Below are 14,788 nucleotides of genomic sequence, written 5' to 3'. Positions count from 1 at the left end.
AACGTTCTTGTCGATGCCGTTCAGCGAGGTGCGAATTCACCTTGAGCGCACCGCGACGCTGGACCGCAGACAGCAACCCCCGAAAGACGACGACTGATGCCCACCGAACAGGAGGAGCTGAAGCTTATCGTCTCGCTGGTCGACAATGCGTCGGCTGGCCTCGACAAGATCGTCGAAAAAACGAAGGAGATGGGAGGGCCGCAGGTCAAGGAAGCCCACGAGAAGATGCGGCGTGGGACCGAGGAGCTGAACAAGGCCTTCAAGGAGATCACGGGCGGGTTCGGCGACGCCTTCAAGGCCCTGGGCTCGTTCCGGGGCGGCCTAGTGGCCGGTGCTGGTGGCCTGGCGCTGTTCGGCGTCGAGATGACGAGGCAGATCGGCGAGCTGAAAAAGTGGGCCGAGGAGCTGCGCGGCATCAGCCAGGCGGCGCGGAGCATCGGCGTCGATCCTGCGTCGATGAAAAACATCATCAGCCAGTTCGAGGCCATCGGCGTCAGCGCGGACCAGACCAAGGCCAACCTCGGCAAGATGTCCGAGGCGGTTGCCGACCTCAACCGGCAAGGTAGCTCGTTGCGTCGCGAGCTGCTGCACATGGCTGGGCCGAGCCCGCAGGCGCAGCAGGCCATGCGCGAGCTGCTCAACAATATCGTCAATGCCAGAACCGAAGAGGAGCGATACAACGCTGTCGTCTCGGCCCGCGCGAACGTTTTGCGGCACGCCCTGGAGGAAGGCAAAACCCTCCAGGAAGCGACCCAGCGTGCGAACGAGTTCGCCTCGCACTTCTGGGACAGAACGATAGCGAACATGGACAAGCTCAATGGCTTGTCGGCCGAAGACCGCCGCATCCAGACCGAGCGCATCAAGCAGGCGGAAAGGCTCGCCAACCTCACCGGGCAGATCAGCAGCGAATGGGCCGACATCATCGAGGACCTCAAGGCCCCGTTCCTCGACCCCGCGATCAAGGCGGCCGAGAAATTCCTGGAGATCAGCAAGGAAATCCACGAGTGGCTGAAGAAGAACTACGACCTGGCGAAGCCCGATGAGGCCAAAAAGTCGATCCAGGACACATTCGGCAAATTCAGGGGGCCGCTCCAGCTGGGCACGCCGCCTGAAGACCAGCAGAAGGCGACCGAGCAGAACACGGAAGCGCAGAAGCGGCTGAAGGAGTCGAATGACGCGTTGATTGACGCGCTCAAGAGCGGCTTCATGCCGATGAGCTACACGGGCGGCGGCGTCGGTCGCAATCCGTTGCTGCAGAACGCCAGCTTCACCACAGGCGGCGACGGCGGCTTCAGGTATGGCGGCGGCGGCGGTTACGGACCATTCGGTGGCGGGCGCGGCTTCGGCGGCGGTGGCGGCGCGCCTTACGGCTCAAGCGTCGGTCCCGGCTCGGGCGCGGGCGCTGGCAGCACACCAGCACACGGCGGCGGTGGTGGAGGTGCTGGTCCCGGTGCTCCGGTGATCCCCGGCACACCGGGAGGCGGCCCCGACAGCGGTTACAACTATTTCCAGAAGCGCGGCCAAGCTCCGCTCGACCGTAGCCAGTTGCAGGCGGTGCAAACGCCATACGGCAGGATCATGGCGAACCCGGCAGCGGCCGCCGATCTGTCGGGGTTCATGACCGATCTCGCTGCAAGCGGGGCTCCGGTCAAGCGGTTCGGTGACTACAACAAGCGACAGAAGCGCTGGGGCGGCGGCTGGTCCTCGCACGCCTATGGCACTGCCTGGGATGTGAACGACCAGCAGTTCTTCTCGCCCGAGATGCGCGACTGGCTCGCGAAAAATCCCGACAAGTGGAAGGAGCTGCAGAACAAGTACAACATCGGCCAGCCGCTCGCGAACGCGGACCGTCCGTGGGAGGGCAAAGACCCTGCGCATCTCGAATGGCGCGGCCCGCACGGCACCAAGTTTGCCGACGACCACGTTGGCCCCGGCACAGGTGCGGGCGCTGGCGAAACCCCAGCGACAGCAGACGGCGCGCATGGTGCTGGCGGCGTAGCCGACCAGCGCGCGTTGATGATGGCGGAAGTCAACAAGGACCCCGTCACCAAAGAGCTGCTCTACCGAATGATGAAGTCGGAGAGTGGCGGCACTCCGACAGTCGAAGCTCTGATGAACCGCGTCCAGATGGTGCGGCAGAAGGTGCCGGGCTATTCGATCGGCAAGGAATTGCGCAGCGGCTTTTATGGTCCGATCAACAAAGGGATCACTCGGCCGGTCAGCGAAAACGAGCGGGCGCAATTCGACAAGAACCTGGCCGAGGCTGTCGGTGGCAGCGACTACATCAAGGGCCGCACCAATCAAGGTATGGAGTCCGATCCAGGCGCGAGGCTTCCGGGCCGCGTTCCGGGCTACAAAGAGGTTTACAATTATTGGGAGGGCCGACGCGGCGGCGTCAACTTCTCCGTCGCCGACAGCGCGCGATTTGCGCGCGAGCAGCTCGACCGGCGGATGGCTGCAGCGAACAAGGTCGAGGGTAGCGGCAAGATAAGCGTCGATGTGAACGCGCCGAAGGGCACCAGGGTCGACGCGCAAGGCGGCGGCATCTTCAAGGACGTTGAGATCAATCGGCAGACCCAGATGGACCCGGCCCGCAAGGGGCCTGAGACGCTATCGATATGACAACCATCTTTGAGATCACACCGAACAAGCCAAGCTGGCGGGACGACTGGATCAGGGCGACCTATAACAACGCGCCCTTCCATTGCGAGGCCAGCAGCCGCGAGAGCGGGCGGCGCATCGTCGAGCACCAGTTTCCGAAGAAAGAGTATCCCTATGCGGAGGACATGGGGCGGGCTGCTCGCGAATTCACCATTCGCGCCTATTGCATCGTCTATCCCCGCGACGATGACGATCTGTTTCGCCGCGACTATCGCAAAGTGCGCGACCGTCTGATCGCCGCGCTGGAAACCGAAGGGCCTGGCACGCTTCAGCTTTCGACGCAGCCGCCGCAGACCGTGGTGGTGTCGAAGTATCGGATGACGGAGGAGGAGCGCTTCGGCGGCTTCTGCACCTTCGACATCACGTTCCTCGAGTACGGCATCGACCCGCTCTATGATCCCGGCCAGGAGGACACCCAGGCAACCATCGCCAACGCCGCGCAGGCCCTGCGCGACCAGGTGCAGCGCACGCTCGCACCCCCGTCACCGGCTTACGGCACAGGATTGATCGAAGCATGAAGCGCGCCGACGCGAACGAGGCCGCGGCGCTCGTTGACCGCATGCTGACGCTGTTGCTGTCCTTTGTCCCGGCAAAGGGCCACGAGGGCATCAATGCCAGGACGGCCATCGGCGACACGAGGGTGAACGCCTACAAGCTGCTGATCGAGGATGCGATGGGCCCGCCACTCGACAACTGCTTCGACCAGGCGCGCCAGGCGGGCATCACCTTGCAGCAGCTGGAAACGGTGCGCAGGCAGATCGAGCAGGAGAAGCCGGTCTCTCTCGGCGCGGTCCTCGTCCAAAATGTGGGCATCCGGCTCTGCTTGGCGACCGTGGCCTATATCCTCGCGTCGATGACCTATGTCAGCCGCCAGCAGGTTGATGACATTAAGAATGCGCTATTCCAGCCATTCCAAGACGCCGAGGAGATCGCGGCCGACGACATGGATCAGATGACGTTCCAGTCGCTGATCACGCTGCACGGGGCGATCACCAACCACCTGGTGCAGACCGCGCTGCCTTTGCCGCGCATGCTGAAATACCAATTCTTCAAGCCGCTGCCGAGCCTGGTCATGGCGTACAAGCTCTACGACGACGCCTCGCGCGCCGATGAGCTGCGCGCCGAGAACAAGATCGTGCATCCCGCCTTCTGCCCAATGATCGGCGAAGCCTTGTCGGCGTGATCGATGCCAAAGCCGCAGGAAGTCGCAGTCCTCGTCGTCAACGGACGCAAATTCGAGGACTGGGAGTTCGTCATGGTCCGCCGCAACTGGGGCGACTCCTATGCCTATTTCCAGTTCAGCGCGGCCGAGCGCGACCCGATCTTCAAGTCGGGCGGTCCGTTTCCCGATTGGCAAAAGCTGCAGTTCAAGCCCGGCGACCTTTGCAGCGTCTACCTAGCGGGCTTCCTCGCGATCACCGGCTTCATCGAGGTGCGCCAGGTCGCGTATGACGCCTTTACCCATGGCGTGATGCTCATCGGCAAGAGCTACACGGCCCTGGGGGCGAAATCGAGCGTCGATACCAAGACCGGCAGCTTCGACAACAAGAACATCGTCCAGATCGCGCAGGAGGTCTGGGCCCCTTACGGCGCTGGCGTCAAGGTCATCGGCCAGATCGATATGACGCCATTCGACAAGCTGCAGAACAACACGGGAGAGCCGGTCTGGGATTTCTGCGAGCGCATCGCCCGAGACCGCTGCGCGCGATTGGCCTGCGATGCCTTCGGCAACTTCCTGCTGATCGGCGAGCACGCGGGCAATGTGGTCGGCGGGCTCGTCGAGGGCAAGAACATCCTGGCCTGCCAGTGCATCATCGATAGCACGATGGTGTTCGAGACCTACGACGTTCGCGGCAGCTCGCAGGCGAGCGACGATCACAACATGACGGACGCGAGCGAGCAGCAGGCCGTCCAGAACACCAGCCTGAAGAACGTCCTCTACAGCAAGCTGATCACGCCGATTGAGGAGTCGGTGATGTCGCAAGGCGAGATGAAGCTTCGCGCCGATTTCGAGCAGCGCATTCACGACGGTCAGCAGATACAGGCGACCATCACCGTCCAGGGCTGGCTCCGCGAGGGCATCTCGCTCTGGCAGGAGGGCGATCACGTTCACGTCTACTCGCCGATGGCGATGCTCAACGAGGAGCTGGCCATCCAGCAGGTCATTTTTACGCAGGACGACAAGCGCGGCAGCGTCACCGTGCTGACGTGCGTCAATCCAACTTTCCTGAACGCGCACCCGACCTACAACGTGGGGAATTAGAAAATGCATCGCGCCACACCGCTCAACAGCTCGCTGCGGGGCTATACCGCTGGCGGCGCACGCGGCGTCGTCGATCAGGTCGATGACAGCAAGTTTCTGCAGGAGATGGCCGGAAACTTCATGTACAACGAGTCCCGCAAGGGCTGCGAGGCTCCGCAGAACTATGGCTTCACGTCCGTCGTCTTCGACGCCGAAACGGACGCGATGGGCAAGATCAAGTCCGCAGCGGAGCACTTCACCAGCTTCATGGGCGGCAGCCGCTCGTTCCCGGTATCGATCATGGATGATCGCCGCCACCGGCTGTTCAAGCTGGAGAAAGGCGATACCGCGATGTTTCGCGGGCGCGGCGACAAGCAGCAGTTCCACCTGACGCAGGACGGCGGCTTCTGGACCGCGCCGCAGGACAAAACGGTTCGCATGCACCTGGTCCAGCAGGACAGCGAGAGCAACGCGACGCTCGATCAGGGCGGCAGCGGCAGCGGCGGTGGCAGCCCCGGCGCGGCGGCGCGCGACGCGAGCGGCGGCTCGTCTGGAGGCCAGCAAGGCGGCCAGCAACAGCAGAAGCGCGGCCAGGAGGCGCTGTACAAGGACGGCCGGAAGTCGCCGCTGTTCGTCGAGGTCACCAAGGACAAGACGCGCATGGGCGGCAACCAGTGCCACCTGGCACTCGCCGATGGCAACACGTACCTGCATTGCCACACCGACAAGCAAGTTTATGTCGGCGCGGAGGCGGGCAAGGCGTCGTTCGATTATCTCGTCACGCTGTCGGGCCCGTGCGTCAATTCGCTCGGCAAGATCGGGTGACGCATGCCAGCGGGATACAACGTCCCCGATGTCCGGCTGGTCCAGAACAACGTCTTTCCGAACTATTCCGTCACGGTCGATTGGTCGCTGCTGCCCGATGGGAGGCTAGACGACACCCAAGCGCTGGCCACGGCGGTCATCGTCGCGCTCGGCACCAACGCGCTCGCTGATCCGAACGATATCCTGCCCGATCCAGACTCCAGTGATCGGATGGGCTGGTGGGGCGACCTGGACGCGCAGGCGATCTGGGGCGGCTGGAATATCGGCTCCAAGCTGTGGCTGTTGCGGCGATCCAAGATCACCCCGGCCCAGGCGCGGCAAGGCTCAACGCTGGTCCTGGTCGAGAACTACATCCGCGCTGCGATCCAGCCGTTCGTGGACCGCAGGATTTGCTCGGGCTTCGATGTTTGGGTGACGCGCGTCAACACGCAGCGCGTCGACGCTCTGCTGCGCATCTATCGCGGCCCGTTGCCTGAGATCGAGCTGCGTTACGCGGTCCTCTGGGATGCGATGGTGAACAGCTGATGCCGTGGTCAACGCCAACCCTCCGCGACGTCCGCACCCTGGTGCGCGATGCGGTGAACTCCTCGCTGCCAGGCGCGGACGCGACAGTCCCGAACAGCGTGCTGCGCGTTCTCTCCGATAACCAGGGCGCGCTCTGTCATCTGACGCTGCAATATATCGACTGGCTGTCGCTGCAGCTTTTGCCGGATACGGCCGAGACGGAATGGCTGGACCGGCACGGGCAAATCTGGCTGGTCAACGCGGACGGCTCGACCGGCCGCAAGATGGCAACTCTCGCGACCGGCACGGCGGAATTCCAGGGCATCATCGACGGCACCGTCATTCCGACCGGGACGCAGCTGCAGAGCGCGGCTGCGCTGCCCGTCGACTTCAACTCGCCGAACTCGGTCGTCACCTTCGAGACCCTTGAGGACATCACCACCTCAGCCAGCACGACCGTGACCGGCAACATCCGCGCGGTCGATGCAGGCTCGTTTGGCAACCTGCCGGACGGCTCAGGGCTGTCATTGTCGCCCAGTATCCCTGGCGTGAGCAGCGTGGCCTTCGCCTACAACTTGACGGGCGGGACGGACACCGAGACCGATGACGAGCTGCGCGCCCGCATCCTTCAGCGCATCCGCAACCCACCGATGGGCGGCGCGCAGGCCGACTATGTCTCCTGGGCGCTCGCGGTGCCTGGCGTCACGCGGGCTTGGGCCAATGTCGAGCAAGGCATCGGCACGATGACCGTTCGCTTCATGATGGAGGATCTGCGCGCCGACAATGATGGCTTCCCGCTGCCGCCCGACGTGGCCACGGTCGGGGCCTGTATCGACAAGATGCGGCCCGTGACCGTGAAGGACTGCTTCGTCGCCGCGCCGATCAAGTTTTTCGTCGATCTCACGATTGCGGACCTCAACCCGAACACTGAAGAGTGCAAAGCCGAGATCGAGGCGCAGCTGAAGGACCTGCTGTTGCGGATGGCCGCGCCTGGCCAGACGATCTATTCGGCCTGGATCAGCGCCGCGATCATGCAAGCCCCGAGCGTGATCTCCTTCGATCTCCTCACCAACGACGACTTCGTCATGCCCAACATCGGCAGCATGGCCGTGCTCGGGACCATCCTTTACGAGTGATGCCATACAAGACGAACGAAATCCGTCGCGCAAAGGACCGCGAGAGAGAAGCGCGCCGATCACCGGAAAGCAAAGAACTTAAGCGCTGGAAGCATCGGCGTATTGCTCACCGCTTCCGGGCAAAGCAACTTGGGTTCGTCGAGTGCTCCGACTTTCCGCCGCCGCCAACCGATAACAAATGCGCCATCTGTCACCGAGAGGGGCCGCTCGCTATCGACCATGATCACGAGACGGGACAATTCCGGGGCTACATCTGTCGCGAGTGCAACATGGGGCTTGGCAAGCTAGGCGACACCGTCGAAGCGCTTCAGCGGGTGCTGGCGTATTTGGTGCGCGCCTATGAGTGACCGGCATATCCGCAGGGCGGGCGGCGACTATCGCGACGCCTTCCTGGAGCTGCTGCCGCAAGGCCAGGCCTGGCCGAAGCATTCAATCGACAGCGTGCTGTGGCAGGCCTGCGATGGGCTGAACAACTATTGGGGCTATGTCGACGGGCGGGCCGCCGATCTCCTGGAGATCGAGAGCGACCCGCGCAAGACGGTCGAGCTGCTTCCCGACTGGGAGCGCAACTGGGGTCTGCCCGATCCCTGCTACACCGCGCCGCAGACCATAGCCGAGCGGCAGATCGCGCTGGTCGCGCGCATGACGCTGTACGGCTCGCAGTCGCGTGAGTTCTACATCAACTTCGCTGCTTTCCTCGGCTACACCATCACCATCACCGAATATCGGCCGTTCATGGTCGGCATTGATTGCTGCGGCGATGGTCGCGTCTATGGCGACGGCACCTTCATGCAAGACCAGTGGGGTCGTCCGATCATGGACCCCAACGGCGAGCCAGCCGAGGATGGCGAGCTGAGCGAGTGGCCGAACTACGGTCTCGGCCCGCCCGAGAACCGCTACTATTGGACGGTCCACGTCCATCAAGCGGACCTGCAATGGTTTCGCTGCGCCTCGGGCCAGTGCGGCGTCGATCCGCATCTGCGCATCGGCCACGCGCAGGACCTTGAATGCATTCTCGCGCGCTGGAAGCCAGCGCACACCCAGATTGTCTACGATTATTCCGGCCTGACGCCCGGCGACCCGATGGCGGGCACGCCTTAGCCGATCCGATCACCTTTCGACCTGAAGCACGGTGCGCCCCTCGCGAGCGCGCCGCGAGAGGACGTGTGCATGAAGTATAACCAGCCTTATGGCGTGAGCGATCCCAACGCTCCCTACATCAACGGCAATCCGGCAACCGGCCAGCAGGGCTCGATCCCGCCAGCGGCGTCGATTGAGTATCCGCAGCGCGAGATCGTGAACCTGATCTCGGACACCGGCCGCGCGCCGGACAATGCAGATCTTCACCAGCTCGGCCGCAGCATCCAGACCGGGCTCCTCAATTACGCGGACGACACCGGGACCGCGAACGCTTACGCCTGCAACCTCTCGCCCGCGCCGACCGGCTACACGGCGGGCCTCTACGTCGTCCTGAAGATCAAGAACACCAACACGGGCGCGTCAGTCTTCAACATCAATTCGATGGGCAACAAGCCCATTGTTCGGTCGGACGGTTCGGACCCCGTCGCGGGCGATCTCCCGCAGGGCGTGCTGGTCTGCCTGATGTACGACGGCACGAACTTCCAGATGGTCTGGAGCATGAAGGTCGCCAACGCGGGCGGCACCATCTACCTGACCCGGCCGGTTGACTTCTACGTCAACGGCAACACCGGCAGCGATGCCTACGACGGTCTTACGGCGGCGTTCTCGACCGGCATCCATGGCCCGTTCAAAACGCTGCAGAAGGCGTCGAACGTCATCAATCAGTACAACCTCAACGGCTTCGGCGTGGCTGTGCATGTCGCGGACGCGAACTATGCGGCATTTTTGCTGCCGTCGCCGAGCGGCACCGGCACGGTGACGTGGACGGGCAACACAGGTGCCCCCGCGAACTGCCTGATCTATTCGGACAATTACACCGCCGTTTCGGGCTCGCAGATCGGCAACCAGATCATGGAAGGGTTCAAGCTGAAGTCGTCCGGCGTCTACACGGCGCACAATGATCCGCTGTGCTGCATCTACCTCTCGGGCAACATGTCAACGCTCTCGCTGGGCAACATGGAATTTGCGGGCTCGCCCGGTGCGATGGTGTCGTGTGGTCGCTCGGCCATCCTCACCTTCGCCGCGCGAGGCGCTGGCGCGACGTACACCATCTCGGGCGGCTCGCCGGGCAATCCGTCCTGGCAGGGTGCGTTCTGCTACGCCTTCATGGGCGGCAACATCCAGAACAATCCGAGCTACCCGCCGACGATGACCATCTCCGCGCCGATCAGCATTCAGAATGGCTGGATGTCCGCGTCGATCAACGCCAATGCGCAGCAGTACGCGAACTACGTGAGCCCCGGCAACGTCACCGGTATCAAGTTCACCGCGAGCCTCAACGGCGTCATCAACTCATCCGGCAGCGGCGTGAACTACTACCCCGGCACAATCGCTGGCACCCAGACATCGGGAGGGCAGTATGCCTGACGAGAACCTCAACGCACCGCACGAGAACCCCGCGCCAGAAGTCAGCGTTGAGCCGGTCGGTCGGCCGCTGTTCGACTATCAGCTCAACGGCCTGATGTTCGTGCCGCGCGACTGGTACTGGCTCGCGGAGGACGGCCGCGTCTATTCGAGCGCGCGACAGGCGATCATCGACACGACCGACGCGACCTTCGCGGCGTGGGTTGAGGCGGGCTACGCGCCGACCGGCTGGCCGCGCAATCTCGGTGGCGAGCAGACCAAGGAAGCGCTCCAGGACGTGGTCAAGGAATATCGGCTTACGGTGCCGTAGATGGCTATCGTCAACATCACCTGTGAGAACGACGCGGACTTCGCCAGGCAGTTCGCCTATCAGCTCACCGATGGCACGCCCGTCGATCTGACGGGCAACACGATGAAGATGGGCATTCGGCGACGCGCTGAAGACGTGACCGAAGAGATGCTGCTGACGACCGAGAATGGCGGCCTGACGATCACCGATCCGCCGAACGGCAAATTCACCGTGCTGATCACGCAGGCGCAGCTGGTCCAGCTTGATCTCGGCGATTACGAGCACTCGCTGATCCGCATCCGGGGCACGCAGCGCATGCGGATTTGGTCGGGCACGCTGGTCAACAATGCGGGCGCGAGCCGATGAAGGTCGATATCAGCCAGGACAGCGATGTCGCGGCCTCCGATCCTGGCGACAACAGCGTCACGGTCGTCACCGACTTCGAGGTCGAGGTCATCCAGGAGCTGGAGCAAGGCCCGCCAGGCCCCCAGGGCACTCCCGGCGCGCCCGGCAAGGATGGCAACACCATCATCTACGGGACCGGCGACCCCTCGGTGCTCGTGGGCAATGATGGCGACTTCTACATCAACACCACGACGCATTTCCTGTTCGGGCCGAAGGCGCTCGGGTTCTGGCCTGCTGGCGTCTCGCTGGTCGGCCCCCAGGGACCGCGCGGCAATGCCGTGCTGTATGGCGCGGCTGACCCGACCGCTGGCGACGGCATCGACGGCGACTTCTGGATCAACACCACTTCGCATTTCATCTTCGGCCCGAAGGCCGCTGGCGCGTGGCCTGCAGGCGCGTCGCTGATCGGGCCGCAGGGACCGCAAGGCATTAAGGGCGATACCGGCCAGCGTGGCTCGCTCTGGTTCGAGGGCGCGGGAGCGCCTGGCGCAATCGCGGGCGCACTCGACAACGACAACTACCTCAACACCACGAACGGCGATGTATACAACTACGCCAGCGGCGCGTGGGGAGCGCCGGTCGGCAACATTCGCGGGCCCCAAGGCATCCCTGGCGCAATCGCCGAAGCGCCGACCGATGGGGCGTACTACACGCGCAGGAACGGCGCATGGGTTGATGCGGCTGGCGCGTTCGTTCGCTTCGATGCCGCGCAGGCTCTGACCGCCGCGCAGCAGCTCCAGGCGCGCCAGACAGTCTACGCCGCACCGTTCGATGCGATGGCGTTCGACGGGATGCAGTTGAACGGCTTCTGCGATGTGAGCCAGTGGAATGCTTCCAGCATGGTCACAGCGGTCAACGGCGTCTATGTCTGCGATAATTGGATTTGCAACGTCACCGTCGCTGGTATGACGGTCGGGCAGCAAGCGACCTCGTCCGCCGCGCCGTTCGGCGCGACCGTCGGCAATGCGGTCGTGCTGCAAAGCTCAGCCGCGATTGCGCTTGGTGCTGCCGACAATCTCGTCTTTCGGCATGTGATCGAGGGACAGCGCGTCGCGCGTCTCGGCTGGGGATTTGCCAACGCGCAGCCGGTCACCATCGGCTTCTGGATATTCTCGTCGGTCGTCGCAGGCACCGTCACGGTGCGCCTCACGAACGGCGCGGGCAGTCGTCAGTACCTCGCGCCGGTCACGATCAACGCCGCCGGCGTTTGGGAGTACAAGACCGTCACCATTCCGGGCGATGTCGCCGGGACATGGGACAAGGGCACCGGCATCGGGCTCTACATCTGGATTTGTCTCGGCACCGGCACGAGCAACATCGCGCCCGCAGGCAGCGTCGGCAACTGGAACGCAGGCAGCTATTTCGGCGCACCGGGTCAAACCAATCTGTATGTCGGCGGCGCAGGCGGCCAGGTCGCGATCACTGGCCTGACGATCATTCCCGGCTCGCAGGGACCGAACGCAGCGCAATCACCGATGCTGCGGCGGCCCTTCCACTTTGAGGACTTGCACTGCAAGCGTTATTATTTCTGGATCGCGGCGGCCACCACCTACGGCTGCGGCACGATCCGCAGCCCCGGCACCGCCGCCTATTGGTCGGTCATCGTCACGCCGGTCCCGATGCGGGCCTCTCCGACCGTGCGGCTCGGGACCAGCGCGCAAGCAGCGTGCGGCGATACGTGGTCCGTTCTCTCCTCGATGACGGCGAGCCTGCAGGGCGACCACATCATGGTCGCCCCGGTATGGCCCGCAAGCATCGGCGCGGTGGGTCAGGCATGCTCGCTCTACGCGGGCACCACGAACACCGCCTTTGACGCGAGGCTGTGATGGCCGACTACAGACTGAAAGCGACCGACGCGGCGGTGATCCGCACGGAAGACAACGCGGGCATCCCGAACGATCCGGCCAACCGCGACTGGCAGACCTATCAGCAGTGGCTCGCCGATGGCGGCATTCCCGACCCCTACAAGCCACCGCTCGACGTTGAACCGCTCAACATCAGAACCGCCGCCCAAATTCTCGGCGTGGAGACCTGACGATGGCTGCTATCGACCTCATCGGCACCGCATCGAACGACGAGTTCGCCGGTCGAGTCATGATGATCATGTTCAAAGTCGCGCAGGCAGTTGCGACCGAGGACCCGACCACACCGGACCACGATGCGCGCATGTCCTATTCGGAGATGGTCATTCGCGGCGACGAGAAGCCGAAGCTGGTCTCTGCACACGTTATCTCATCTAACCCGACCATTGCGGCTGCCATCGAAAGCGATCCTAGCAAGTTCGGATCGAACGTGCCGGACAGCGACATCGAGTTTGCACTGTCCTCGATCTGGACGGCGCGCGGTCTCGCCTTCGCGGCGGCGTGAACATGAAATAACTGCGCATTGGCCCTCCCGGCCTCGGCCCCGCTTCGGCGGGCTTTTTTTTATTTGACCACGCGAAGGTGCCCACGGCGAACCTGCTCGACCGCTTCGGCATGCATCGCCTCGGCCTCGTCCCAGGTTGCGCACCGGTTCTGGAATTCGTCGAGCCGCCCGCCGAAGATCATCGTCTCGAACAGCAGCGGCGGCCCGTCGCCGAAGAAGCGATGGTCGAGCCCGAGAAAGACGGTGCTGATGTGCACGTCGCCAATGTAGGTCTGAGCGACGCGCCAGGGGTCAAGGCTGGTCAGCTTGATGGTGGCGTGCCGCGACGCGGAAGCGCTCGCCCAGTCGTTGAGCGGCACCCTTGCCGTTTCGCGGTTGACCAGCACATAGCACCGGAAGACGCGCTCGATGCCGGGCGGCGGCTCCTCGATGCGAAGGAACGTCGGGAAACGGATGATGTTGTCGTCGTCATCCTTCGTCATGGGTGCAGCAGCTTCTCCAGTTCGTCCAGGGCGCGGTTCAGCCGCTTCCTCGACCGCTGGAACTGAACGAACGCGACGGCATTCGCGACCGCGAGCAGCAAAAAGACCGCGAGCGCCAGCGTCCCTTTATCCGGGCTCATTCGATCCCTCCTGCGCGGCGGCGCACAGCATCGAAAGGATTTCAGCGGCCTTTCGCCTGGCGATGGCCTGCCGCTTGATCATGCCCTCCTGGGTCCGGAAGCGGGTGAAGGCGTTCACATCGATGATGCGCGCGGCCTGCTCGATGATCTCGTCCTTGCTGGTCATTTCTTCCGCCCCGGTTCGATCAGCCGCCGAAACGCATCCTGTCCTTCTTCGCTGTCGGCCCAGGCGTCGGACTCTTCCGGGCTTGCGTCGAAGTCGCCATTGAGGTGCCGCTTCCGGACGGCCTCGATGGCCTGGGCGCGTTTCTGGTCGTTGAACGATAGCGCGACCCCGACTGCGACCCGCAGATCCTTTTCCAGCTCCATCTCCGGGAGAGCCAGCGGCGACAGGAAATCGTGATAGTACCCGGTCGCTGCGCGCTCGGCCATCTCGTGCAGTCCGACCTCGCGCAAAACGGCAGCGAGCTTGTCCTTGGTGTGCTCGGTCATGCCGGCTCCAGCTCGATGAAGTTGATGGCGACGCGACCGGGCTCGTATTCCTCGACCCACACGCGATAGGGGCGGCTCGGCGGATATCCGGAGAAGCCGAACGCCTCCAGCAGCATCTTGGCAGCGTGCTCGTTCGGGACCTTGCCCGGATTGCGCGATGCAATCGAGATGTGGCGGAACAGCCCGTTGGGCTGCTCCTCGAACGAGATCGCGGCAACGTAGGAGCCGAGCTGCACCGGATAGGTCGGATATTCCCGGCGCAGCGCTTCGATGCGGTCGGCGTTCGGCCGCTCGTCCAGTGTCAGCGTGTTGCTCGGATTGTCCCGGTCGTCGACGATCAGCTGCCGCATCTTTTCCCAGGGCATCGGCTTGGCCAGGGCCGACCGGATTGCAGTGGCGATGGCAGCCTGTTCGGCTTCGCCGATGATAAGCACACCGCTCATTGCATCGGCCCTCCATTCGGGCTGATGTCCATCAGGTCCTCGCGGCGGGACAGCTTGACCAGCTTGATCGTCTTGCCGCTCGCCTGGGCGATACCGCGCGCCCAAGGCATCAACATCTGGAGCCGCACCTCGTCGGCAGCGATCAGCGGGACCAGCGTGCCAGGCCCCATCAAGGGCCCAGCGCAGAGGCCTTCGCCGTTCTCGTCGGTGGAGATGAAGGCCCACACCGCGTCGATGCGCCGCTCGTTAGGTGGAGAATGCACTTCCGGATCGTCGTCGTCAGACATCGAACCCTCC

The 14,788-nt window shown here is 63.8% G+C and carries 21 protein-coding genes; 15 read left to right on the top strand and 6 right to left on the bottom strand.

Translation table 11 applies throughout. The features are described from left to right. Positions 1-96: 96 nt before the first annotated feature. The 15 genes from ACNJYB_RS04665 to ACNJYB_RS04595 all read left to right on the top strand — a co-directional run bounded on the left by ACNJYB_RS04665 (position 97) and on the right by ACNJYB_RS04595 (position 12,934). Positions 97-2,622 (top strand): hypothetical protein, encoded by a 2,526-nt coding sequence (locus ACNJYB_RS04665; protein WP_439372918.1) that lies wholly within the window; start codon positions 97-99, stop codon positions 2,620-2,622. Next, complete coding sequence (locus ACNJYB_RS04660) at positions 2,619-3,179, top strand: DNA circularization N-terminal domain-containing protein (RefSeq protein ID WP_439372917.1); 561 nt, start codon at positions 2,619-2,621, stop codon at positions 3,177-3,179. The genes ACNJYB_RS04665 and ACNJYB_RS04660 overlap by 4 nt, the downstream gene beginning before the upstream one ends. Beyond that, on the top strand, positions 3,176-3,844 hold the full coding sequence (locus ACNJYB_RS04655) for a hypothetical protein (protein ID WP_439372916.1): 669 nt from the start codon (positions 3,176-3,178) through the stop codon (positions 3,842-3,844). Before ACNJYB_RS04660 ends, ACNJYB_RS04655 begins: the two co-directional genes overlap by 4 nt. Before the next feature lie 3 nt (positions 3,845-3,847). Then, positions 3,848-4,924 carry a phage baseplate assembly protein gene (locus ACNJYB_RS04650; RefSeq protein WP_439372915.1) on the top strand — a complete coding sequence of 359 codons (1,077 nt, stop codon included), beginning with the start codon at positions 3,848-3,850 and terminating at the stop codon, positions 4,922-4,924. A gap of 3 nt (positions 4,925-4,927) precedes the next feature. Continuing rightward, positions 4,928-5,728, top strand: a complete 801-nt coding sequence (locus ACNJYB_RS04645) for a phage baseplate assembly protein domain-containing protein (RefSeq protein ID WP_439372914.1) — start codon at positions 4,928-4,930, stop codon at positions 5,726-5,728. A gap of 3 nt (positions 5,729-5,731) precedes the next feature. Continuing rightward, positions 5,732-6,253, top strand: coding sequence for a phage GP46 family protein (locus ACNJYB_RS04640; RefSeq protein WP_439372913.1), 522 nt, complete (start codon positions 5,732-5,734; stop codon positions 6,251-6,253). After that, the gene (locus ACNJYB_RS04635) at positions 6,253-7,368 is read left to right on the top strand and encodes a baseplate J/gp47 family protein (protein ID WP_439372912.1); all 1,116 of its coding nucleotides are present in this window, start codon (positions 6,253-6,255) and stop codon (positions 7,366-7,368) included. The genes ACNJYB_RS04640 and ACNJYB_RS04635 overlap by 1 nt, the downstream gene beginning before the upstream one ends. Beyond that, complete coding sequence (locus ACNJYB_RS04630) at positions 7,368-7,715, top strand: endonuclease domain-containing protein (protein ID WP_439372911.1); 348 nt, start codon at positions 7,368-7,370, stop codon at positions 7,713-7,715. Before ACNJYB_RS04635 ends, ACNJYB_RS04630 begins: the two co-directional genes overlap by 1 nt. Next, a complete protein-coding gene (locus ACNJYB_RS04625; protein ID WP_439372910.1) occupies positions 7,708-8,469 on the top strand; it encodes a YmfQ family protein in 762 nt (253 codons plus the stop codon). The genes ACNJYB_RS04630 and ACNJYB_RS04625 overlap by 8 nt, the downstream gene beginning before the upstream one ends. A 69-nt stretch (positions 8,470-8,538) precedes the next feature. Further along, on the top strand, positions 8,539-9,876 hold the full coding sequence (locus ACNJYB_RS04620) for a hypothetical protein (RefSeq protein WP_439372909.1): 1,338 nt from the start codon (positions 8,539-8,541) through the stop codon (positions 9,874-9,876). Further along, on the top strand, positions 9,869-10,183 hold the full coding sequence (locus ACNJYB_RS04615; RefSeq protein ID WP_439372908.1) for a hypothetical protein: 315 nt from the start codon (positions 9,869-9,871) through the stop codon (positions 10,181-10,183). The genes ACNJYB_RS04620 and ACNJYB_RS04615 overlap by 8 nt, the downstream gene beginning before the upstream one ends. Next, positions 10,184-10,528 carry a hypothetical protein gene (locus ACNJYB_RS04610; RefSeq protein WP_439372907.1) on the top strand — a complete coding sequence of 115 codons (345 nt, stop codon included), beginning with the start codon at positions 10,184-10,186 and terminating at the stop codon, positions 10,526-10,528. Then, positions 10,525-12,393, top strand: a complete 1,869-nt coding sequence (locus ACNJYB_RS04605; protein WP_439372906.1) for a hypothetical protein — start codon at positions 10,525-10,527, stop codon at positions 12,391-12,393. The genes ACNJYB_RS04610 and ACNJYB_RS04605 overlap by 4 nt, the downstream gene beginning before the upstream one ends. Next, entirely contained in the window at positions 12,393-12,602 is a 210-nt protein-coding gene (locus tag ACNJYB_RS04600) for a hypothetical protein (RefSeq protein ID WP_439372905.1), read from the top strand. Before ACNJYB_RS04605 ends, ACNJYB_RS04600 begins: the two co-directional genes overlap by 1 nt. Before the next feature lie 2 nt (positions 12,603-12,604). Beyond that, a complete protein-coding gene (locus ACNJYB_RS04595; RefSeq protein WP_439372904.1) occupies positions 12,605-12,934 on the top strand; it encodes a hypothetical protein in 330 nt (109 codons plus the stop codon). A gap of 59 nt (positions 12,935-12,993) precedes the next feature. Here ACNJYB_RS04595 and ACNJYB_RS04590 read toward each other — a convergent pair whose 3' ends face one another. The 6 genes from ACNJYB_RS04590 to ACNJYB_RS04565 are packed head-to-tail and all read right to left on the bottom strand — an operon-like array spanning position 12,994 to position 14,778. After that, a complete protein-coding gene (locus tag ACNJYB_RS04590; RefSeq protein ID WP_439372903.1) occupies positions 12,994-13,416 on the bottom strand; it encodes a hypothetical protein in 423 nt (140 codons plus the stop codon). Beyond that, a complete protein-coding gene (locus ACNJYB_RS04585) occupies positions 13,413-13,556 on the bottom strand; it encodes a hypothetical protein (RefSeq protein WP_439372902.1) in 144 nt (47 codons plus the stop codon). The genes ACNJYB_RS04590 and ACNJYB_RS04585 overlap by 4 nt, the downstream gene beginning before the upstream one ends. After that, the gene (locus ACNJYB_RS04580; RefSeq protein WP_439372901.1) at positions 13,543-13,722 is read right to left on the bottom strand and encodes a hypothetical protein; all 180 of its coding nucleotides are present in this window, start codon (positions 13,720-13,722) and stop codon (positions 13,543-13,545) included. The genes ACNJYB_RS04585 and ACNJYB_RS04580 overlap by 14 nt, the downstream gene beginning before the upstream one ends. Further along, complete coding sequence (locus ACNJYB_RS04575; RefSeq protein ID WP_439372900.1) at positions 13,719-14,048, bottom strand: hypothetical protein; 330 nt, start codon at positions 14,046-14,048, stop codon at positions 13,719-13,721. Before ACNJYB_RS04575 ends, ACNJYB_RS04580 begins: the two co-directional genes overlap by 4 nt. Then, positions 14,045-14,491: a hypothetical protein gene (locus tag ACNJYB_RS04570; RefSeq protein ID WP_439372899.1), complete on the bottom strand. Its 447-nt coding sequence runs from the start codon at positions 14,489-14,491 to the stop codon at positions 14,045-14,047. The genes ACNJYB_RS04575 and ACNJYB_RS04570 overlap by 4 nt, the downstream gene beginning before the upstream one ends. Then, complete coding sequence (locus ACNJYB_RS04565) at positions 14,488-14,778, bottom strand: hypothetical protein (protein WP_439372898.1); 291 nt, start codon at positions 14,776-14,778, stop codon at positions 14,488-14,490. The genes ACNJYB_RS04570 and ACNJYB_RS04565 overlap by 4 nt, the downstream gene beginning before the upstream one ends. Between the last annotated feature and the right edge of the window lie 10 nt (positions 14,779-14,788).

The sequence above is a fragment of the Bradyrhizobium sp. SMVTL-02 genome (assembly GCF_051853005.1).
Classification (GTDB): Bacteria; Pseudomonadota; Alphaproteobacteria; order Rhizobiales; family Xanthobacteraceae; genus Bradyrhizobium.
Note: the sequence above shows the minus strand (reverse complement) of the source record. Positions and strands in the feature narration are given on the sequence as shown.